Source organism: Kingella bonacorsii, from assembly GCF_016623605.1.
Lineage (GTDB): Bacteria > Pseudomonadota > Gammaproteobacteria > Burkholderiales > Neisseriaceae > Kingella_B > Kingella_B oralis.
The window spans coordinates 174,682-195,143 of sequence record NZ_JAEHNZ010000002.1; the positions used below are offsets into that span (position 1 = coordinate 174,682).

The 20,462-nt window shown below is 54.3% G+C and carries 20 protein-coding genes and 1 tRNA gene; 11 read left to right on the plus strand and 10 right to left on the minus strand.

All coding sequences use genetic code 11. The features are described from left to right. Positions 1-14: 14 nt before the first annotated feature. Positions 15-749, plus strand: coding sequence for a formylglycine-generating enzyme family protein (locus JDW22_RS05665; RefSeq protein WP_200522255.1), 735 nt, complete (start codon positions 15-17; stop codon positions 747-749). Positions 750-906: 157 nt separating this feature from the next. Then, positions 907-1,659, plus strand: coding sequence for a Nif3-like dinuclear metal center hexameric protein (locus JDW22_RS05670; protein WP_003798931.1), 753 nt, complete (start codon positions 907-909; stop codon positions 1,657-1,659). Between the two features lie 140 nt (positions 1,660-1,799). Here JDW22_RS05670 and JDW22_RS05675 read toward each other — a convergent pair whose 3' ends face one another. From JDW22_RS05675 to JDW22_RS05695, 5 genes are all read right to left on the minus strand, one after another. Next, positions 1,800-2,858, minus strand: coding sequence for a porin (locus JDW22_RS05675; RefSeq protein ID WP_200522257.1), 1,059 nt, complete (start codon positions 2,856-2,858; stop codon positions 1,800-1,802). A gap of 364 nt (positions 2,859-3,222) precedes the next feature. Further along, on the minus strand, positions 3,223-4,236 hold the full coding sequence (gene plsX / locus JDW22_RS05680; protein ID WP_200522258.1) for a phosphate acyltransferase PlsX: 1,014 nt from the start codon (positions 4,234-4,236) through the stop codon (positions 3,223-3,225). Positions 4,237-4,448: 212 nt separating this feature from the next. Continuing rightward, positions 4,449-4,988: a phosphoribosyltransferase gene (locus JDW22_RS05685; protein WP_200522259.1), complete on the minus strand. Its 540-nt coding sequence runs from the start codon at positions 4,986-4,988 to the stop codon at positions 4,449-4,451. Positions 4,989-5,127: 139 nt separating this feature from the next. Then, entirely contained in the window at positions 5,128-5,307 is a 180-nt protein-coding gene (gene rpmF, locus JDW22_RS05690; RefSeq protein WP_081446130.1) for a 50S ribosomal protein L32, read from the minus strand. Positions 5,308-5,344: 37 nt separating this feature from the next. After that, entirely contained in the window at positions 5,345-5,845 is a 501-nt protein-coding gene (locus JDW22_RS05695; protein ID WP_200522260.1) for a YceD family protein, read from the minus strand. Positions 5,846-5,904: 59 nt separating this feature from the next. On the opposite strand from JDW22_RS05695, the gene JDW22_RS05700 reads away from it, so the two are divergent. After that, complete coding sequence (locus JDW22_RS05700) at positions 5,905-6,489, plus strand: Maf family protein (protein ID WP_200522261.1); 585 nt, start codon at positions 5,905-5,907, stop codon at positions 6,487-6,489. 546 nt (positions 6,490-7,035) lie between these two features. Here the strand turns inward: JDW22_RS05700 and ribD are convergent. The 3 genes from ribD to JDW22_RS05715 form a co-directional block, all read right to left on the minus strand. Next, positions 7,036-8,118: a bifunctional diaminohydroxyphosphoribosylaminopyrimidine deaminase/5-amino-6-(5-phosphoribosylamino)uracil reductase RibD gene (ribD, locus tag JDW22_RS05705; protein ID WP_200522730.1), complete on the minus strand. Its 1,083-nt coding sequence runs from the start codon at positions 8,116-8,118 to the stop codon at positions 7,036-7,038. Positions 8,119-8,365: 247 nt separating this feature from the next. After that, a complete protein-coding gene (locus JDW22_RS05710) occupies positions 8,366-9,010 on the minus strand; it encodes a hypothetical protein (RefSeq protein WP_200522262.1) in 645 nt (214 codons plus the stop codon). Positions 9,011-9,102: 92 nt separating this feature from the next. Then, positions 9,103-9,828, minus strand: coding sequence for a YebC/PmpR family DNA-binding transcriptional regulator (locus JDW22_RS05715; RefSeq protein WP_200522263.1), 726 nt, complete (start codon positions 9,826-9,828; stop codon positions 9,103-9,105). 271 nt (positions 9,829-10,099) lie between these two features. On the opposite strand from JDW22_RS05715, the gene lptF reads away from it, so the two are divergent. The 6 genes from lptF to JDW22_RS05745 all read left to right on the plus strand — a co-directional run bounded on the left by lptF (position 10,100) and on the right by JDW22_RS05745 (position 15,873). Beyond that, the gene (lptF, locus tag JDW22_RS05720; protein WP_200522264.1) at positions 10,100-11,206 is read left to right on the plus strand and encodes an LPS export ABC transporter permease LptF; all 1,107 of its coding nucleotides are present in this window, start codon (positions 10,100-10,102) and stop codon (positions 11,204-11,206) included. 319 nt (positions 11,207-11,525) lie between these two features. After that, positions 11,526-12,593, plus strand: coding sequence for an LPS export ABC transporter permease LptG (gene lptG, locus JDW22_RS05725; protein ID WP_200522265.1), 1,068 nt, complete (start codon positions 11,526-11,528; stop codon positions 12,591-12,593). 97 nt (positions 12,594-12,690) lie between these two features. Further along, positions 12,691-13,083, plus strand: a complete 393-nt coding sequence (gene rsfS, locus JDW22_RS05730) for a ribosome silencing factor (protein ID WP_200522266.1) — start codon at positions 12,691-12,693, stop codon at positions 13,081-13,083. A gap of 91 nt (positions 13,084-13,174) precedes the next feature. Further along, on the plus strand, positions 13,175-14,113 hold the full coding sequence (locus JDW22_RS05735) for a tetratricopeptide repeat protein (RefSeq protein WP_200522267.1): 939 nt from the start codon (positions 13,175-13,177) through the stop codon (positions 14,111-14,113). 203 nt (positions 14,114-14,316) lie between these two features. Next, entirely contained in the window at positions 14,317-14,787 is a 471-nt protein-coding gene (gene rlmH, locus JDW22_RS05740) for a 23S rRNA (pseudouridine(1915)-N(3))-methyltransferase RlmH (protein WP_003798892.1), read from the plus strand. A 51-nt stretch (positions 14,788-14,838) separates the two neighbouring features. Further along, the gene (locus JDW22_RS05745) at positions 14,839-15,873 is read left to right on the plus strand and encodes a TraB/GumN family protein (RefSeq protein ID WP_200522268.1); all 1,035 of its coding nucleotides are present in this window, start codon (positions 14,839-14,841) and stop codon (positions 15,871-15,873) included. 341 nt (positions 15,874-16,214) lie between these two features. Here the strand turns inward: JDW22_RS05745 and JDW22_RS05750 are convergent, their stop codons facing one another. Together JDW22_RS05750 and JDW22_RS05755 are read right to left on the minus strand one after the other, a co-directional pair. Continuing rightward, the gene (locus tag JDW22_RS05750; RefSeq protein ID WP_200522269.1) at positions 16,215-17,858 is read right to left on the minus strand and encodes a phosphatase PAP2 family protein; all 1,644 of its coding nucleotides are present in this window, start codon (positions 17,856-17,858) and stop codon (positions 16,215-16,217) included. Between the two features lie 18 nt (positions 17,859-17,876). Beyond that, a tRNA-Leu gene (locus tag JDW22_RS05755) sits at positions 17,877-17,963 on the minus strand. A gap of 148 nt (positions 17,964-18,111) precedes the next feature. On the opposite strand from JDW22_RS05755, the gene tig reads away from it, so the two are divergent. Together tig and clpP are read left to right on the plus strand one after the other, a co-directional pair. Further along, a complete protein-coding gene (gene tig / locus JDW22_RS05760) occupies positions 18,112-19,419 on the plus strand; it encodes a trigger factor (protein ID WP_200522270.1) in 1,308 nt (435 codons plus the stop codon). Positions 19,420-19,662: 243 nt separating this feature from the next. After that, positions 19,663-20,283: an ATP-dependent Clp endopeptidase proteolytic subunit ClpP gene (clpP, locus tag JDW22_RS05765; RefSeq protein WP_200522271.1), complete on the plus strand. Its 621-nt coding sequence runs from the start codon at positions 19,663-19,665 to the stop codon at positions 20,281-20,283. Positions 20,284-20,462: the final 179 nt, after the last annotated feature.

Below are 20,462 nucleotides of genomic sequence, written 5' to 3' on the forward strand. Positions count from 1 at the left end.
CAAGGAACATCATTATGCGAACCCAACACATCATTCTCGCTATCCTATTTTCAGGCTGCCTCAGCGCGCACGCCGTGGAAATGGCAAACATCCCCGGCGGCTCTTATCGCCCGCTGTACCTCAAAAAAGACACGCCCATGATTAGCGTGAAGCCGTTTCAAATTGACAAAACGCCCGTAACCAATGCCGAATTTGCCCAGTTTGTGAAAGCCAATCCCAAATGGCAGCGCGGCAACGTGAGCGTGAAACAAGCCGAGTCAAACTACCTGAAACAATGGGACAAAAACGGCCCCAAAGCCGCCGATGCCAACAAACCCGTAACCAACGTTTCATGGTTTGCCGCCCATGCCTACTGCGCCGCGCAAGGCAAACGCTTGCCCACCAACGACGAATGGGAATTTGTGGGGCTCGCATCCGAGCTGCAAGCCAACGGCAGCAACGAACCGAGCTACAACCGCACCATTTTGAGCTGGTATGAAAACGGCAGCAAAGGGCTAAAAAACATCCGACAAAACAAACCCAATTTCTACGGCGTGTACGATATGCACGGCTTGATTTGGGAATGGACATCCGATTTCAACAGCAGCCAAATCACATCAGGCACGCTTAAAGCCGCTGATTTTTGCGGTTCAGGCGCAGTAAACAGCAGCGATCCCAGCAACTACGCCGCCTTCCTGCGTTATGGCATCCGCACCAGCTTACAACCCAATTTTGTCTTGCACAATATGGGGTTTCGCTGCGCCAAATAGTTTTCAGGCTGCCTGAAACACTTTTTCAGGCTGCCTGAACTTGTCGCATAGGTTTCAGCCCACGCGCTCAGATTGAGTAACCGCGTGGGCTTAGCTTCGCAACTCCGCTTCGCTACGCAGGCTGCCTCAACACCTCCACTCACACAAGGAACAAACCATGCCCCCACGCCAAACCCTGCTCAACTGGTGCGACCAAACCCTGCAACCCCAGCTATTCAAAGACGGCGCACCCAACGGCTTGCAAATTGAAGGCAACGACCAAATCCGCCACATCATCACCGCCGTAACCGCCAGCCAAGCCGCCATCAACCACACCATTACCCAAGGCGCAGACACCTTACTCGTGCACCACGGCTTATTTTGGCGCAGCGAACCCACCGCCATCATCGGCTGGAAAAAACAACGCATCGCCGCCCTACTCGCCCATAATATCAACCTGATTGGCTACCACCTGCCGCTCGATGCCCATCCCACGCTTGGCAACAACGCCCAACTCGCCGCCAAACTCAACTGGCAGCCTGAAAACACATTCGGCGAACAAAATCTGCTCAACATCGGCACATTGCCCGAAAACCAACGCACGCTCGCCCAGCTTGCCCAAGCTATTGAACAAACGCTGGGCAGAACACCCACCATTATAGGCAACCCCAAACAGCCGCTTACCCGCATCGCATGGTGCACAGGCGGCGCGCAATGGTATTTTCAGGCTGCCATAGATGCAAACGCAGACGTGTATCTCACAGGCGAAATCTCCGAAGCGCAATATCATCTTGCCAACGAAACAGACACAGCATTCATCGCCGCAGGGCACCATGCCACCGAACGCTACGGCATCCAAGCATTAGGTAAGGCACTCGCACAACAGTTTGATGTGAAAGTGCAGTTCTTTGATGAGCATAATCCAGCATAACAAAATGAACAAAAAGCAGCCTGAAAACTGATAAATGAAGTTTTCAGGCTGCTTTTTTATAAGAAGGTTTTACTTACCAAGTAAAAAACTCCCCACCTTCGTAGGGAGTTTTAGCATTCTAAATCCGAGGCAATATCAGATTAGAATTTGTGTTTCATACCAATGCTAACTACGTTAGCTTTCAGTTTGTCATCGCCTTTACCAGATTGCAGGTAGCCGTATTGACCATTAACGATAGTGCGTTTAGACAATGCGTAGTCAGCACCTACCAAACCTTGGTAGTATTTGCCATTACCAGCAATTTTGTCACCATTAATGTCTTTGATACCGAAACCGTAAGCAAAAGTACCTTTCAGAGTCAAAGCATCATTAAGAGTGTAAGCACCAGACAACGCCAACTCGTTTACTTTATCAGCATCAGCATTCAAAGTAGAATTAGCACGTTCTACACGTTGTGAGCGTTGGTAAGCCAAACCAGCCAACCATTTGTCGCTCTCGTAACCTGCTTGTACCAATGCTTGGTAACCGTCTTTTTTACCAGCAGCAACAGCAGCAGTAGTACCGCGTGCATATACACCAGCAACATCAGCAAAGAAACCAGAGTTTTTGTAGCTTGCGCTCAAACCATAAATGCCTTTGGCTTTATTTTTGTGCGCACCCAATGCGTCAGTGCTTTCGCCGTTTTCTTGCTCGCTAGGTGAGTAGTAAGCTTTTGCAGTGAAACCAGATAAATCAGGAGTTTCGTAGCTAACTGCAGTCGCACGACGGCTAGCGTCAGTACCACGAGTAAATGTTCCCAAACCAGCAACAGAAGAATCATATTCCCATTGGTCCAGTTTGCCATTCAACTCTTTGATTGGAGTTTGTTGGTAACCTACTTTAACAGTACCGAAGCCACCTTTCAAACCAATGAAAGAATCGCGAGTACCGAATGTACGACCGCTACCACCACCGATGTCTACTTTAGATTCAACTTGCCAAATAGCATCCAAGTTGTCAGTCAGGTGTTCATGACCTTTGAAACCGATACGTGAACCGTAATCAACGATTTGGGTAGTTGTACCTTTGTTTTTGTCTTGACCTAATTTGTTACCAAAAGTAGTTTCAACACCACCTTTGATTTGACCGTACAAAATCACATCGGCCATAGAAGCAGTTGACAATGAAGCCAAAGCCAAAGCAATCAGAGTTTTTTTCATTTCTGTATTCCTTATGTTTACTTAAACAAGTTTTGAAAAGAATTAAATGTGCTCACAATAAAACACTTTTAACCCCTGTTAAGCCCAAAATCTTATTGAGCCTTGCAGTTCGCAGTCGTTAATATAGCTATTTTGCGAAAAAAAAACAAACTTATTTTTTGTTTTTATGCTGAGCGTACTTTGGGATTTTTGGTTTTATTTTGACTATTTTGTCTTATTTTGTTGTTTAATAAAGCAATTTATAAGAATAAAATAGTGTTGTTTTTTTGCAAATTTATTTTTGCAGTGTTGCTTTTTTGTGGAATGAATGGGCGGCAGCTTGGTGTTTTCAGGCTGCCTTTGGTAGCAAGCCATTGCCTTCCAATTAGGCTGCGGCTAGTTTTTCGCTGATGCCTTGCTCAATTTTGGCCAGACTGTCGGCTTGGGCTTCTTGGTAGGCTTCTTCTAGCGCAAAGGCAAAACCTGTGGCATCGGTGCCGCCATGGCTTTTCACTACGATGCCACGCAAGCCGAGAAAGATTGCGCCGTTGTAGCGGCGTGGGTCTAGGCGGCGCTTGAAGCTGTTGAGCACGGGCAGGGCGGTGAGTGCGCTGAATTTGGTGTAGAGGTTGCGTTGAAATTCTTGTTTGATGATGCCGCCCATAAAGCCTGCTGTGCCTTCTATGGTTTTGAGTACGATGTTGCCCACGAAGCCGTCGGCTATCACAACATCAATTTGGTTGCTGTATATTTGGTTGGCTTCTATGTTACCGATGAAATTGATGGGGCTTTGTTGAAGAAGCTGAAAGGCTTGTTTGACGGTTTCTGTGCCTTTGATGTCTTCTGTGCCGATGTTGAGCAAGCCGATTTTGGGGGTGTTGTGGTTGGGATAGAGGGCGCGATAGAGTTCGTTTCCCATAATGGCAAATTGATGGAGTTGCTCGGGCGTACTGTCCACGTTGGCGCCTAGGTCTAGCATTAGGGTGAGATGGTCGTTTTCGGCGGGGAGAAATTTGGCGATGGCGGGGCGGTCTATATGGGGCAGGGTTTTGAGTACGAAGCGGGCGGTTGCCATAAGCGCGCCTGTGTTGCCTGCGGAAACGGCGGCTTGGGCGTTGCCGTCTTTCACTTGTTGGATGGCAACGCGCATGGATGAGTGTTTTTTGTTTTTTAGGGCGTACTGCGGAGCTTCGTCCATGCCGACGACTTCGCTTGCGTGAATGATGCTGATGCGCGCCATTGGGGCGTTGGCTTGTTGCAAGGCGGTTTGAATTTGGGCTTGGTCGCCTACCATGATGAGTTTGGCATCGGGGCGGCGTTGCAGGAAGTTGGCGGCGGCGGGGGCGGTTACGGCGAGACCAATGTCGCCGCCCATGGCATCTACGGACAGGGTTATCATGTTGAAGGTTTCCTTGGTGAGGGTTGGGCTTGGTGCGAGGCTGGCGCACTCGTTTTCAGGCTGCCTTTGGCGTTAGCCCTTGGTGTTTGCGGGTTACCCAGTATTCAAAGCAGGTATTGTAAAACGGTTTCAGGCTGCCTGAAACGCTTTTTGGGGGTTTCAGGCAGCCTGCGGAGCGTAGCGGAGTTGCGAAGCCAAAATGGTTTGCCGCTTTATTCTTCGTCTGAATGAACGCCTGCGGCGGCGCGGCAGTTGTGCGCTTCGATGTCGGTGGCATCCCACGGGTAGTTTATCCACCAATCTTCAATTTCTACGCCGCTAAAATAGGCAACATCATCGGGCAGCTCGGCGGTTTTGGGTTTGAGCTTGTTGTGAATTACGGCGACGCCGATTTTTTTGAAGCCGTCGCGTTCCAGCTCATCCAGCACAAAACGCATGGTGGTGCGGCTGTCGTCCACTTCGTCCACCACCAAAACGTTTTTGCCTTGCAATTCGGCCGGAATCGGGTCCAGCCATTGGATTTTCTGCACCGCATCGGTGGTTTGGCTGTCGGTTTCGTTCAGATAATAGGCGGTGGTTACGGCGTAGATGGGGATGTCAAGAAAAGTGCGCAGCATTCGGGCGGGGATAAAGCCACCGCCGCCAATGGCTATCATGGCATCGTATTTGATGCCTGCTTCGTTGATTTTTTGGGCGATGTGTTTCACGGTGCGATGGATGTCGTCGTAGGTGTACCAAATTTTTTGTGCCATGGGAATGCTCGCTTTTCTGTGATGGGATGGGATGTTTCAGGCTGCGTTGGCGTGAGAGTGGGCAGCCTGAAAATGGTTGGTACGAAAAAGCCAGCCGATATTGCTGTTGCTCAATCGCTGGCTTTTTGCGCCGCTGTGCTTATTCGCCTTTGGCTTTGGCTACTTTGCGACCACGATACATGCCGTTTGGCGAAATGTGGTGTGGGCGGTGTACTTCACCTGTTGCGCTATCTACTGACAATGCTGGGGCAGTCAACGCATCGTGTGAACGGTGCATGCCACGGCGTGAAGGTGATTTTTTATTCTGTTGAACGGCCATTTTGAACTCCTGTTAATTTAATATAAAAGATAAAAAGTTAGCCCGATTTTTTCAACCCTGCCAATGCGGCAAAAGGATTGGGTTTGCTTTGATTATTCGCTTCTAGCTGGGCGTTGCCGCATTGTTCGTGCTTGGGAGAAAACGGCAAAGCCATGAGGATTTGGTCTTCGATGAGCGAGAAAACGTCTATTTCGGGTTCTTGCAACATACCTTCGAGATCTTCGTCGGCGAGCATGGCTTCATCTAGCGTTTCTTCGTTTTCAAACAGAACAATTCGCACGTTTTCGTTTAACGCAAATCCTGTGGGTTGCATACAGCGTTGGCATTGGAGAGGTAGGCAGCCTGAAAGGGTGAGCGTTAAATAGGGGCGTTGCCATTTATCTATGCCGCCTGTTAGGGTGTAGGCGATGGATGATGACAAATCGGTGAAATCGCGCGTCCAAACGCGTTCGTCTAGTTGGTTGAGTAAGACGTTGCCTTGCAGGGTTTCTTGCTTGGCGGTGAACGCTTGGGAATCAATCAGTATTCGGTTTAACATAAACGGCGCATGATATAATTTTGTATTTGTTTCGTCAATATTTTTAAGGGAGGGGCGCGATGGCGTTGCCTGTTGTTTTGGGGTCTTCTTCGGTGTTTCGGCAGCAGCAGTTGGCGGCTTTGGGATTGGATTTTGCGGTGGGCAAGCCTGTGTTTGATGAAGCGCCTTTGGCAGGGGAGTCGGCGCGGGAAACGGCGCTGCGTTTGGCGATGGGCAAGGCAAAATCGTTGGCGGGGCAGTTTCCTGCGCATTTGATTATTGGGGCGGATCAGGTGGCGTGGTGCGATGGGCGGCAACTGGGCAAGCCGATGTCGGTTGAAAAGGCGGCGGCGATGCTGGCGGAGCTATCGGGGCGGGAGATTGTGTTTTACAGCGCGGTTTGCGTGTTGGATTCGGTTTCAGGCTGCCTTAAATCGCACGTTGATGAAACGGTGGTGCGGATGCGGATGTTGTCGGCGGGGCAGATTGCGCGTTATTTGGCGCGCGAGCCTGATGCGATTTTTTGCGCGGGGGCGGCAAAAAGCGAGGGCTTGGGGGCGGCGTTGTTGGAGCGGGTGGTGTGTTCTGACCCGAATGCGTTGATTGGGCTGCCGATTTTTTGGTTGGTGGGGGCGCTGGGGGCGTTTGGGGTGGAGGTGGTTTGAGGGGGGAGATGGATGGGTTGAGGCAGCCTGAAATGAGGAAATGGTGTTTTCAGGCTGCCTTTGGTGTGTGTTGGGGCAGTTGTGTTGTTTATAGGCAGCCTGAAAATCATGCAAGGAAGGGTTGATGCTGCGTGGGGAGCAGGGGCTTGCCCCTGCTCGTGGTAGGCGGCGAAACGCCTGCACGGGCGATGTTGAATGATGGTGGGTTATGCGGCGGAATGGGGGGTAATAATAATGAGCGAATGGGTGGTTTCTTGGGGATGGGCTGTTGTTTTATTGGCGTTTCAGGCTGCTTTGTTAGCTGCGTGCGCAGCGAAGCTGCACACCCTACGATTTGTTGCTTTTATTGCGGCAACATTGTTAAGTTGAAATTATTTAAGCGTTTTCAGGCTGCCTTGATTGCATATTAAGGCAGCCTGAAAATGTTAAATGGCGTGATGAATGCTATTGCTGATTAAATGTTGTCCACGGTGGGCAAGCGAGTTGCCCACTCTGCGTTTTCAGGCTGCCTTATGCTGTAAACAGGGTGAGGCAGCCTGAAAATGTTTACCGCTTGCGCTGCAACACCCATTTGATGTCGTCGCCCAACGTTTCTACGCTGGTGGTTTGCCATTGCGGCGGCTGGGTGAGCGTGGCTTCGTTTTCAGGCAGCCTGAAAATACCGCGTGCGCTGTCGCCGAGGATTTTTGGGGCTTGGTAGTACACGATTTCGTCCACTAAATCGGCTTGGATAAAGGCGGTGGCAAGGGTGCTGCCTGCTTCTATCATCAGTTCGCCGATTTGGTGCTGCTGGGCGAGGTGGGCGAGCAGGCGGGCGAGGTCGTTTTCAGGCTGCCTATCTATTTGCACGTTGGGACAATCGGCAAAGGGGTTAGCGGCTGTTGTGTTTTGCGTGCAAATTAGGGTATTGCCGCCGTCTTGGATGATGTGGCTGCAGGCGGGGGTGCGCAATTGGCGGTCTAGCACGATGCGCAGGGGCTGGCGGATGGTGGGGATGCGAACGTTGAGCTGGGGGTTGTCGGCAAGGATTGTGCCAATGCCTGTGAGCACGGCGCAGCTTTCGGCGCGTTGGATTTGCACGTCGGCGCGGGCGGCTTCGCCTGTTATCCATTGGCTTGCGCCGTTGGCAAGGGCGGTTTTGCCGTCTAGGCTGGCGGCGATTTTGAGTTTGACAAACGGGCGCTGGCGTTCAATGCGCGATAAAAAGCCGCGATTGAGCGCACGCGCTTCGGCTTCGCACAATCCGCTGGCAACTTGGATGCCTGCTTGGCGCAGGATGGCGAGCCCTTTGCCTGCCACGAGGGGGTTGGGGTCTTGCATGGCGGCGATAACGCGCGATACGCCTGCGCGAACAAGGGCTTCGGCGCAAGGGGGCGTGCGCCCGTGGTGAGCACAGGGTTCTAGGGTAACGTAAGCCGTTGCGCCGCGTGCCAGCGCGCCTGCTTGGGCAAGGGCGTGGACTTCGGCGTGCGGCGCACCTGCCTGCACATGGTAGCCTTGCCCAACGATTTGGCTGCCGTGCACGATGACGCAGCCGACGCGCGGGTTAGGGCTGGTGGAAAAGCGTCCTTGCCATGCGAGGGCGAGGGCGAGTTGCATGTGTTGGGTGTCTTGGGGGGTGAAGGGCATGGTTGGATTGGATGAGTGGATGGAAATAGAGGGCGGGTAGGCAGCCTGAAAACATTTTTTGGATACGGTTTTCGCTTCGCTCGTTTTCAGGCTGCCTGATGCAAACAAGAAAAACCATTTGACGTGTGTAAACAAAAATATGCGCCCTGCTCTATTGAATAACATTGAGGCAGCCTGAAAACGTGTTTACGGCTTCGCATAAAGCCAAACCCCGTTTTCAGGCTGCCTTTATTATATAGGTGTGCGCTTAGTTAAACTTCACGCTGCTTGCCAACAAGTCTTTCAACTCGTTGGCAGACATTTGCCCGCTGGTGGCGCACACCACGGCGAGTTCTTTATCGGCAGACAAATGGGCGATGCAGCTTTCGCGGGTGGTGGTGTTTTCGTTGGCTTGGGTGTAGCGGTATGCCACGCTGTCGGCGGTGGCGGCATCCACTTGCGCGTCTTTCACGCTTTGGTCGCTTTCAATTTCTTTTTTCAAATCGGCAAACAGTTTGTCGGCGGCTTTGTCAGTTTTGCCCGTTTGCACCACGGATAGGGTTAAATCGGCATCGTCGTTGTGCTGCAACAGGGTTACTTGCTCGGCGGGCACGCCTTCGGGCAGCAGGTTGCCATCGGCGAGCTTGTCTTCGAACGCGCCGCTGATGTTTTGCGGGATAACGAATTGCACTTTGTTGTCTTTGCTCGATAGCGTGGTGCCGGCGGCTTCGGATGCGCCGGCGGCGGATGCGGCGGATGCTTCGGAAGCGGATGCGGGCGCGGCGGGCGTGCTAACGGCGGCGGGCGTGGATGCGGCAGGGTTTGCAGGTTGTTGGTCGCCGCACGCCGCCAAACCGATAGCGGCGGCGATAAGCAGGGCTTGCTTTTTCAATGAAATAATTTTGGATGACATGGATGTTGTCCTTGGGGTTGTTATAAAAGGGATGGGCAGCCTGAAAACGGAAAACGCGGTTTGCGCTGTTTGTTTTCAGGCTGCCTTGGGGCTTAACCTAAATCCAACACGGCGGAGGTGTACACGTTTTGCACGTCGTCCAGGCTTTCCAGCGCGTCGATGAGTTTTTGCATTTTTTCGGCATCGGCGCCGCTCAATTCGGTGGTGTTTTGCGCGCGCATGGTTACGTCGCCGTCTTCGGATTTGAAGCCTGCTTGTTCCAGCGCGGCTTTGATGGTAGCCCAATCGTTGGGCGCGGTGATGACCTCAATAATGCCTTCGTCGTCCACAATCACATCTTCCGCGCCCGCTTCCAGCGCGGCTTCCATCAGCGCGTCTTCATCCACATTGGCAAACACCAAATAGCCTTGGTGCACGAAATTAAACGCCACGCAGCCGTCTGTGCCCAGATTGCCGCCGTTTTTGGTGAACGCGTGGCGCACATCGGCAACGGTGCGGGTTTTGTTGTCGGTCATGCAGTCCACCATCAGGGCTGCGCCGCCGATGCCGTAGCCTTCGTAGCGCAGTTCTACATAATCCACGCCTTCTAGGTTGCCTGTGCCTTTATCTATCGCGCGTTGCACGTTGTCTTTGGGCATATTGGCATCCCATGCTTTGTCCATAGCAAGGCGCAGGCGGGGGTTGGATGCGGGGTCGCCACCGCCTTGCTTGGCGGCTACGGTGATTTCTTTAATCAGTTTGGTAAAAATTTTGCCGCGTTGGGCATCGACGCGGGCTTTTTTGTGTTGGATATTCGCCCATTTGCTGTGTCCAGCCATGTTGGTCTCCGAGAGATAATTGCTTCAAAACGCGTGATTTTATCATAGAACCTTTTTTTACTGTGATTGGGCGAGACAAACTGGATTTTCAGACTGCCTTGTGGTGCTGGGGCAGCCTGAAAACGTGTAAACAAAATGCCAAGCCGTTGCCGTTTTCAGGCTACCTTAATCTGCCACCCGCGCCATCATGCCAGCAATCCTGTAAACAAAGGCAGCCTGAAAAGCCAAATTCCCGTACAATTGCCCCCATGCAAAACAGCTTACACATCCCATGATTTATCACCGTCAATTCATCAAAGAAACCACGTTCACCGCCATCGCCATCTTTTTTGTAGTACTGGCGATACTGGTGTTTACCCAAGGCATCAATATGCTCGGGCGCGCCGCCGACGGGCGCGTTGCCGTGGATGCCGTTGCCACGCTGATTGGCTTTTGGACGCTGGGCATGACCCCGTTGCTGCTCGTTTTAACCGCCTACATCAGCACGCTCACCGTGCTCACGCGCTATTGGCGTGACAGCGAAATGGCGATTTGGTTATCCAGCGGCTTGGGGTTAAGAAAATGGATACGCCCCGTGCTTACTTTTGCCCTGCCGCTGGCGTTGCTGGTGGCGGCGATGCAAGTTGCCGTGTTGCCGTGGGCGGAATACCGCAGCCGCGAATACGCCGAAATCTTGAAGCAAAAGCAAAATTTATCGCTGGTGCAAGCGGGCACGTTTAGCGAATTGGGCAAAAAAGACGGGCGCGTGTATTTTGTGGAAACGTTTGACACCGATGGCGGCATCATGAAAAACCTGTTTATCCGCGATATAGACGAAACGGGACGCGACAGCGTGGTGTTTGCCAAGGAAGGGCGTTTTGATTTGTCGGGCAACAAGCGCACGCTGGTGCTGAACAACGGCTATCGTTACAGCGGCATCGCAGGGCGCGGCGATTTTGACCAAGTGTCGTTTCAAGAGCTCAACCTTATCATCAACACCACGCCCAAAGTAGTGGATCCGATTGACCACCGCCGCACCATTCCCACCGCGCAGCTCATCGGCAGCAGCAATCCGCAATACCAAGCCGAGTTGATGTGGCGCGTGTCGCTGCCGATAACCGTGTTGCTGCTCAGCCTGCTGGCGGTTCCGCTGTCGTATTTCAACACGCGCTCGGGCAATTCGTATCATGTGTTGCTCGCTGTGGGCTTCTTTTTGGTGTACCAAAACGGCTTAACCCTGCTGCGCGACGCGGTGGAAGACGGCAAAATTAACTTTTGGCTCGGCTTGCTGCCGATGCACTTGCTGATGATTGCCTGCATTTGGGTGCTGCTGCGTATGCGCTCCATGCCCGCGAAGCCGTTTTGGCAGGGGCTGAAAGCGGCGGTGTTGGGGCGGTAGCTGCCCTAATCTGCCCAAAGGCAGCCTGAAACGACTGCTAAACTCGTTTTTAGGCTGCGCTATTCCCTCCATCCCTTTTTCAGGCTGCCTTACTCTATGCCATGAAACAGCCCCCAGAAGCAGCCTTGCCCCTTTGTCCAAATCTTTGATTTGGGTATCAGTGAGCATCTAAATCTTTGATTTAGCCATGCGAACTTATGCAAAGCCAAAGAGGTATACCGCAGCGCAACGCGCAAGGTTGAAAACCCTTTAACCCATCCACTCAACCCCATTTTCAGGCTGCCTACGCTTAAAACGCAGCCTGAAAATCCAAACCACCATGAACCTCATCACCCGCTATCTCATCAAACGCCTCGCCATCGCCTCGTGCTACGCCCTGTTCGCCATCCTCGCGCTATACAGCTTTATTGACCTCATCAGCGAAACCAGCGTGGTGGGGCAAAACCAATACACGCTTTGGGTGGCAACCCAATACATCCTGATGCAAATGCCCGCCCGCGCCTATCAGCTGATGCCGCTTGCCACGCTCATTGGCGGGCTGGTTGCGCTCAACCAGCTTGCCAACAACAGCGAGCTTGCCGTCATCAAAACCAGCGGTCTATCCACCGGAAACATCATCGGCATCATCATCAAATTCAGCGCCATTTTCGCCATCGCCACCGTGTTGCTGGGCGAATGGCTCGCACCCGAGCTTAGCCGCCGCGGCGACGAAATGAAAGCCAACGCCCGCGCGGGGCACATTGCCGCCGCCCACAACGGCATCTGGATTAAACAACCGGGCAGCATGATAAACGTTGCCTCCATGCTGCCCGACAACACCCTAGTCGGCATCAAAATCTGGCACTACAACGACCAATTCCAGCTCACCGAAGCCATCAGCGCCGAAAAAGCCACCGTTGCCAGCGACAAATGGCAACTGCACAACGCCCACAGCACCACCCTTGCCAACAACCGCGCCCAGCCCCAACAGCAAGCCGAGCGCGAATGGCAAACCGACATCGGCAAGCCCCTGCTCAACGTGTTATTAGTTAAACCCGAGCAAATGAGCTTCACCGCACTCACGCAATACATCCGTTATCTCAAAGAAAACCACCAGCAAACCCAAGCCTACGATGTCGCATGGTGGAACAAACTCATCTATCCCGTCGCCACGATGGTGATGGCACTCGTTGCCCTCGCCTTCACCCCCAATTCAGGGCGGCACAGCAATATGGGCTTAAAACTCTTCGGCGGCATCTGCCTCGGGCTGCTGTTCTTCTTCACAGGGCGGCTATTTGGCTTCACCACCCAGCTTTACGGCGTGCCCGCCATGTTTTCCGCCATCCTACCCACCGCTGCCTTTGGCTGCTGGGCAATGTATCTGATTCGCAAACAAGAGCGGCGATAGGCATACAATAGGCAGCCTGAAAATGGGTTTCAGGCTGCCTTAATCCCCCCAAATTCAGTATAATTCCCCCATTTTTCCAACCCCATAAAGACACAACATGACCGAACAAGAACAGCAAAACCTAGAACAAATGACCGCCATCGCCGTCAATGCCCTAGAAGACATCAAAGCCAAAGACATCATCGTGCTCAACACCAGCGACAAAACCTCCCTTTTCGCCCGCATGATCATCGCCAGCGGCGATTCCACCCGCCAAGTCAAAGCCCTTGCCAACAACGTCGCCGTCGATTTGAAAGAAGCAGGCTACACCATCCTCAGCAGCGAAGGGCAAGACAGCGGCGAATGGGCGCTGGTGGATGCCGACGATTTAATCGTCCACGTGATGCTCCCCGCCGTGCGCGATTACTACGACATCGAAGCGCTCTGGGGCGGCGAAAAACCCCAATTCCACACAGGCGCAAGCAAACCATGGCACGCCGCCGATAACTAATAACCTATATTCACTATTTTCAGGCTGCCTAAACACACATAGGCAGCCTGAAAACACTCTTAACCACTCGCTCGCACAAGCGATGCCCGCCATGACCCCACACCAACTCAAAACCCAACAACAACGCCATCGGCAGCAAATCCAAAACTACCAACACCAACAGCTCGCCCAAGAGCTGCAAGACACCCACGACTACACCCAACACACCCACGGCGAAACCAGCCCCCAACACGCCCAAAGCCTGCTCAACCTCGGCGCATGGCACACCGCCAACGGCGATTACGCCGCCGCCGAACCGCTGCTCAAACAAGCCGTGCACATCCAACGCCAACACAACCACCCCAACGCCCTCGCCCAAGCCCTCAACCAGCTTGCCATCAACCAACTGCACACCGCCCAAGCCGGCAAAGCCCAACGCAACCTCGAAGAAGCCCTAACCCTCGCCACCGAAGCCGACTTAACCGCCCAAATCCACGACGACCTCGGCAATGCCCTCTACACCCAAGAAAACCTTGCCCAAGCCCTGCACCACTACGAACAAGCCGCCGCCCGATTTGAACAGCTACACGGCATGCACCACCCCAAAACCGCCCAAGCCTACACCCACGCCGCCGCCGTCTACCGCCAGCAAGAGCACGCCCAAGAAGCCCTGTCCATCCTGCAACACACCGCCCAAATCCTAGAAACCACCGCCCCCGCCCACCACCCGAGCATCGCCCTCGCCCACTGCGAACTCGCCGCCGCCCACGACGCGCTCAAACACTACCTCCAAGCCGCCGAACACTACCGCCAAGCCGCGCAACACCTCGCCCGCAGCGTCGGCACCGACCACCCGCTCTACGCCAAATACCTCTGCCGCCACGCCTACCACCACCTGCAAACCCACCGGCCCGAGCAAGCCCTCACCCAGCTCCACCAAGCCCTGCTCATCTTCATGAACACCTACGAAGACGACCACCCCATCATCCACAACACCATCCAAAACATCGTCTTGCTCATGATGATGACCGGCAACGACCACCCGGATTAACCCAAAGGCAGCCTTGCCCCTTTGTCCAAATCTTTGATTTGGGTATTAAAGGGGTATACCGCAGCGCAACGCGCAAGGTTGAAAACACAACACAAAATGGCATGGCGACGGCTCGTCGCCATACATATACATAAATGTTTACCGCAACCACAGTAAGCCAACCCCGTTTTCAGGCTGCCTCATTCCCACCCCGACACCCAAACATGAACATCACCATCCTAGCCGTCGGCACCAAAATGCCCCGTTGGGTAACCGAAGCCGTCAACGAATACAGCAAACGCTTCGGGCGCGACATCCACTACACCCTAAAAGAAATCAAACCCGAAAAACGCGGCGCAGGCACCAGCAGCGCGCAAGGCATGGCCGCCGAAGAAAAACGCATCCTCGAAGCCCTGCCGCCCAACGCCCACATCATCGCCCTAGACGAGCGCGGCAAAGCCCCCACCTCCGTGGAACTTGCCGAACACCTGCGCGGCTGGCAGCAAAACGGCGCCCACCCCTGCTTCATCATCGGCGGCGCAGACGGCATGACCGACAGCCTCAAACAACGCGCCCACCTGATGCTGCGCCTGTCCAGCCTCACCCTGCCGCACGGCATGGTGCGCGTGCTGCTCACCGAACAGCTCTACCGCGCCGTCTCCATCCTCAACAACCACCCCTACCACCGCGAGTAAACCCCAAAGGCAGCCTGAAAACAGGTTTGCCCATCCCCCAAAACCACACCCATGAACAGCAAACACCTCAAACTGCTTATCGCCCTCATCGCCCTGCTGGTTCTCGCCAACATCGGCATCCAATTCTGGCAACCCCATCCCGCCACCGCCCCCCAACCGCCAAAAATCCCGCGTCAAACCACCCTCCCCGCACCCAAACAATACGCCCAAACCCCGTTTGACTGGCACAGCGTCAAGCTGGAAAGCAACCTCTGGAAAATCAGCAAAGCAGGGCAACCCGATTCCTACCTGCTCGGCACCATCCACATCGGCAAAGCCAGTGCCCGCATCAGCCCCGCCCTCGCCCAGCTGATTACCCAAAATCAAAAAATCATCACCGAAGTCGCCGACGACATCCCCGAAAGCACGCGCCAAAGCCTCGTCCAAGCCATGCTCAGCGACACCCCGCTCTCGCAGAAAATGGGCAGCCGCGCGTTTAACGCCCTCAAACAACACATCCGCAGCTACCCCAACGCCGAACCGCTCCTGCAAAGTCTGGACCAACTCCACCCGTGGGCGGTCCTGCTCAACACCCTGAGCCTGCGCGAAACCGACGAAAGCAACGAAACAGGCGCAGACAAGCTCATCACCGCCCAAGCCACTCAGCAGCACAAACCGCTCGGCAGCTTGGAAAGCCACATTGAAGCGCTCGCCTACTTTCACATCCTGCCCGAAGAGCTCATCATCGCCGGGCTGAACGACTGGGCGCAACGCCCCAAAAAAGACAACGACAAAATCATCTTCGAAGCCTATGCCCACGGCGATTTCGCCCGCATCCCCGCCCTGCTGCAAAAAGACACCGAATTCAACCCCGAAAGCAGCCTTTCCCCCGCGCAGCAGCAACAATTTGCCGACTGGTTCGTGCAACAGATGATTGTTGCCCGCAACCGCAACTGGCTACCCAAAATCCAAGCCGAAGCCGCCAAACAGCCCACCCTGTTTGCCGTTGGCACCGCGCATCTGGTGGGCAACCAAGGCCTGATTATGCTGCTGCGCCACAACGGCTACCAAGTTGAGCCGATGCCCAAGCTCGCCGTGTGGCAATAAGCATCGGCAGCCTGAAAACGAGCGCAGCCAAAACAAATGAAATGGGTTTCAGCGCAGCCAAACCCGCCGCCACAACGGCGCATCCGATGGCCTGCCCCAACGCATCAAAGGCAGCCTGAAAATCCCATCATGGGTTTCAGGCTGCCTTTGTTTGCACGCGGTTTACACATTTTGAAAAGGGAAACGGCTTGGCTGTCTTCGTTCCATTGAGCCGCGTTTCAAGTTGAAACCTTTACGAACTTGCCACCCATAGAACAGGCGCGCCGACATCCCGCCAACGCCTGATTAAACAAACTGTTTGACGGCAAACCGCCGCCGCGCCATTTGGCTTTCAGGCTGCCTTATCCCCCGCCGAACCGCTTGGGATAGCGTTTTTCGGCAAACCGCCACACCGAGCGCGCAAACAGCCGAATGATTTTCGCCGCAGCGGGGTCTTGCCGCTTGATTTGCGGCAGCCTGAAAAACAGGTCGCGCAGGTCTTGTTCGGCGTGTTGCTTTTGCCGTGCGAGCCACGCGGCAACGGCGGGGTTTTGGCTGGCCACGCGCCCGTTGCGTTCATCGGGCACAAGTCGGGCGGCGTGCCACACTTCGGCGGGGATGTTGATGATGCCGCAAGCGAGGTCGGCATCCCAATCGCGCATAGCGGAACACCATGCCAGCGCGCGCACCAGCTCGGGAAGGTGTTCGGCGCGGGTGGCGCATTGCTGGGCGCAAAACAGCAGATTGAGCGACGAGGCAAAGGTTTGGCGCATATGCTGCTGCAACTGCGCTTGCGGGTAAAGCAGGCGGGCGGGGGCACGGACGGCATCGGCCTGCATCAGCCGCAGCAGGCGGGCCACTTCCGCGTGGGCTTCGACGTAAGCGGGCAGTCGGGCGAGCTGGCGGTTGAACAGGCAGGCAAGTTGCGGCAGATCGGATAACGGCTTGGATGGAATTTCAGGCTGCCTCATATCCGCCGCGCTGTTTGCGGCAGCCTGAAACGCGCCATGTCGGTTTTCAGGCTGCCTTTGCGCGGGTTGAGCATAGCTTTGCCATTGTCGGATGATTTGCGCGGCGTGTTGCGGCGGCGTGAGCGCGTGTGAGGCTGTGCGGCAATCGGCAGCATTCGTTTTGGTTGCACTCGTTTTCAGGCTGCCGTTGAGCGGGCGGTCGCCGTCCATAATGTCGTCGTAGGCCTGCAAAAAGCAGTAGCCCGCAATCATCAGTTTGCTGCGCTTGGGATGGAACGGATATTGGCTGTACAAAATCAGGCTGACGAGCGCATAGCGCGGATGGCGGCGGGCGAACCGAGCTTGGTTGTGCAGCCAAAGCAGATGCGTTTGGTAGCCGGGCAAAGTGGCGCGGGCAAGGCGGCGGATGGGTTGCCAAAGCAGCAGCACCAACAGATTGCCCGCCACCAAATCCAGCCAGTGATGGGCGTGGATGGTGAGCGTGCTGATGTTGATGGCGGCAGCATACAGCCAAATGACAGCGCGCGCGGGGCGCGAAACATGTCGGTGCAACAGCGCGGCGGCCGTGGTGGCAAACGCGCAATGCAGCGAGGGCAGATAGTTGTGGCTCATGCCGATGGTGTGCGCAAGGCGCAGCAGCGTTTGCCCTGCGCCTTGCGGGTTTTCAGGCTGCATAAAATGAACGTGAACGGGATAAAGCTGAAATGCGATACTGGCAACCACCAGCTCGCCGGTGAGCAGCAAAAAGAAACGCCATTGCGCGGCGATGTTGAGCCGACGGGCGGCGCAAACCAAAAACAGTGGCAGGCTCAAATAAAGCCATGCGGTGGCGGGAATAAGCGGCACGGTGCTGTTTAACACCAGCGCGGGCGCGGGGTTGCGATAAGCGGCAAGGCAGCTGCTGCCGCCAAACAACAATATGAACAGCAGGGTAAACAGCAGGATAAGCGCATAAGCAGAGGTTCGGTTCATGGCGGCAAAGGCTGGGGCAGCCTGAAAATCAGGTTTCAGACAAACAAAAAGGACTGCTCGCAAAAGCAGTCCTTCAAAATTTGGTGCCCAGAAGAAGACTCGAACTTCCACGTCCTTACGGACACTAGTACCTGAAACTAGCGCGTCTACCAATTCCGCCATCTGGGCAAAGAAGCGCGCATTATAGCGGTGCAACCGGCAATGCGTCAAGCGGTATATCTGCAAACGGCGCAAAACAGATGCGAAAAGCCCAACCTTGTGCTACACTCGCGCGTTTTATTTATCCCGTCAAAAATCAACGAAAGAAAGACCAGCCATGAGCGCAGCAGTTGAAACATTAGAAAAATTGGAACGTAAAGTCATCGTATCTTTGTCTTGGTTAGACATCAACGAAGCCACCGACAAAGAGCTGAAAAAAGCGCAACGCCGCGTGAAAATCGACGGCTTCCGCCCCGGCAAAGCCCCTTTGAAAATGGTTGCCCAAATGTATGGCGCGGGCATTCAAAACGACGTGTTGAACGATTTGGCGCAACAAGCGTTCAACAAAGTGGCGCAAGAGCAAAACCTGCGCATCGCCGCCGTCACCAAAATTGAGCCCGTTGAAGGCGAAGAAAGCGCCGACGCTTTGAAAGTGGCGTTCACCTACGAAACCTTCCCCGAAATCAAAATCGGCGATTTGTCTGCCTTAAACATTGAAAAAGTGAGCGCCGAAGTGGGCGACAAAGAAGTGGACGACACCGTTGAAATCTTGCGCAAACAACGCACCCGCTATAACCGCGTGGAGCGCGCCGCGCAAAACGGCGACCGCGTGATTATCGACTTTGAAGGCAAAATCGACGGCGAGCCTTTTGCCGGCGGTTCGTCTAAAAACTATCCTTTCCTGCTGGGCAACGGCGAAATGCTGCCTGAATTTGAAGCGGGCGTGCTGGGCTTGAAAGAAGGCGAAAGCAAAGACGTGGAAGTGAACTTCCCCGAGGATTACCACGGCAAAGAAGTAGCAGGCAAAACCGCCGTGTTCACCATCACCGTGCACAATGTTGCCGAGCCTATGTTGCCCGAAGTGGATGCCGATTTTGCCAAAGCCTTGGGCATTGCCGATGGCGATGTTGCCAAAATGCGCGAGGAAATCAAGAAAAACGTGGCGCGCGAAGTGAAACGCCGCGTAGATGCGCGCAATACCGATGCGGTGATGAATGCCTTGCGCGGCGCGCATTCGTTTGATTTGCCACAGGCTTTTGTGAAAGACGAAGCGCAACGCTTGGCAGATGAAATGAAACAAAACTTCGCGCAACAAGGCTTGGATGCCGCCAACTTTGATTTGCCTGCCGATATGTTTACCGAACGCGCCGAGCAGCGCGTGGCATTGGGCCTGCTGCTGCCCGCTTTGGTGGAAGAATTCAAACTGCAAGCCACCGACGAGCAAGTGAAAGCGATTATCGCCGATGTTGCCGACAGCTACGAAGACCCGCAAGAAGTGATGGATTGGTATTTTGCCGACCGCAGCCGCCTGGCAGGCCCGACCAATTTGGCGGTGGAAGCCAATGTGGTGGATTATGTACTGGGCAAAGCCAACGTTACCGAAAAAGCATTGAGCTTTGAAGAGGTGATGGGCGCAAACGCTTAACCGCATCATCAAAAAGCACCAAGGCGATTGATTGCTTGGTGCTTTTTTGTTAGCCGCTTGGGCAGGGGTTTTGGCTTGGCTGAACCCGTTTTACCCGTTTTCAGGCTGCCTATTCTAATGTAGCTTGCCGCAAAGGCAGCCTGAAAACGCAGCCGAGCGCCTTATCCAAAAATCCATCGTTTCGCGATACGCCTGTTTTCAGGCTGCCGATTCGTTTTAACCATTCAAACCTGAGGAAAAACCATGTTAGCCGATATTCAAAACAACACCTTAATCCCCACCGTGATTGAGCAAAGCGGGCGCGGCGAACGCGCGTTTGACATTTATTCGCGCCTGCTCAAAGAGCGGATTATCTTTTTGGTGGGCCCCGTGAATGACCACACCGCCAACTTGGTGGTGGCACAGCTTTTGTTTTTGGAAAGCGAAAACCCCGACAAAGACATTTATTTCTACATCAACAGCCCCGGCGGAAGCGTTACCGCAGGCATGAGCATTTACGACACGATGAAGTTCATCAAGCCCGATGTGCAAACGCTGTGCTTGGGGCAGGCGGCGAGCATGGGCGCGTTTTTGCTGTCGGCGGGCACAAAAGGCAAACGCTTTGCCCTGCCCAACAGCCGCGTGATGATTCACCAGCCTTTGATTAGCGGCGGCTTGGGCGGGCAGGCTTCGGATATCGAGATTCACGCGCGCGAGCTGTTGAAGCTGAAAGAAAAATTGAACCAAATGCTGGCGGAACACACGGGCAAATCGCTGGAACAAATCGAGCGCGACACCGACCGCGACAATTTTATGTCTGCCCAAGAAGCGGCGGATTACGGCTTGATTGACAAAGTGATTACCACCCGCGCCGATGCGGCGTAGCGTTTTTAGGCTGCCTTGGATGGGATGCTTCGGCAGCCTGAAATGCTTGGGGCGACACGCCTGCGCTGCACACAAACACAGGCAGCCTGAAAATGGATTATCCCGTTTTCAGGCTGCCTCAATCATCGCACCCTGCGCCTGAAACGATGTCGGGCGGACACGGCAACACCAATCGGTTG